1 protein-coding gene is annotated in these 480 nt (G+C 70.8%); it reads right to left on the reverse strand.

Translation table 11 applies throughout. From position 1 onward, the window contains the following. Positions 1-480, reverse strand: a 480-nt coding sequence (locus UK23_RS48005; protein ID WP_045318558.1) for a substrate-binding domain-containing protein, incomplete at both ends; no start/stop codon positions are given.

Genomic DNA, 480 nt, shown 5'->3' on the forward strand with positions numbered 1-480 from the left:
CGCTGATGCGGCTCCAGTGCTGGCGGATGGTCGTGAGTGGAGGGCGGACCGTGGTCGCGGCGGGGGAGTCGTCGAAGCCGCCGACAGCGATGTCATCGGGCACGCGCAGGCCGGCGCGTCCGATGGCGGCCAGTGCGCCGTCGGCCATGAGGTCGGAGGCGACGAACACGGCGTCGAGGCCCGGTGCCGCGGTGAGCAGCTGCTGCATGCACGCCTCGCCGCTCGCCCTGCTGTAGTCGCCGGTCGCCACCAGGTTCTGGTCGTAGGCGATGTCGTGCTCGGCGAGCACCTCGCGATAGCCCCCCAGTCGTTCGACGCCACCAGGAGTGTCCTGTGGTCCGGTGATCGTGGCGACGCGCCGGCGGCCGGACTCGATCAGGTACCGCACCATCGTTTTGGCGCCCTCACGGTCGTCGGACGCCACGTAGGACAGCGTGCCGCGTTCACCGAGGGGCTTGCCGCAGCACACGAACGGCAGGT

Origin of the sequence: Lentzea aerocolonigenes, assembly GCF_000955955.1 — a bacterium.
GTDB classification, from domain to species: Bacteria; Actinomycetota; Actinomycetes; order Mycobacteriales; family Pseudonocardiaceae; genus Lentzea; species Lentzea aerocolonigenes_A.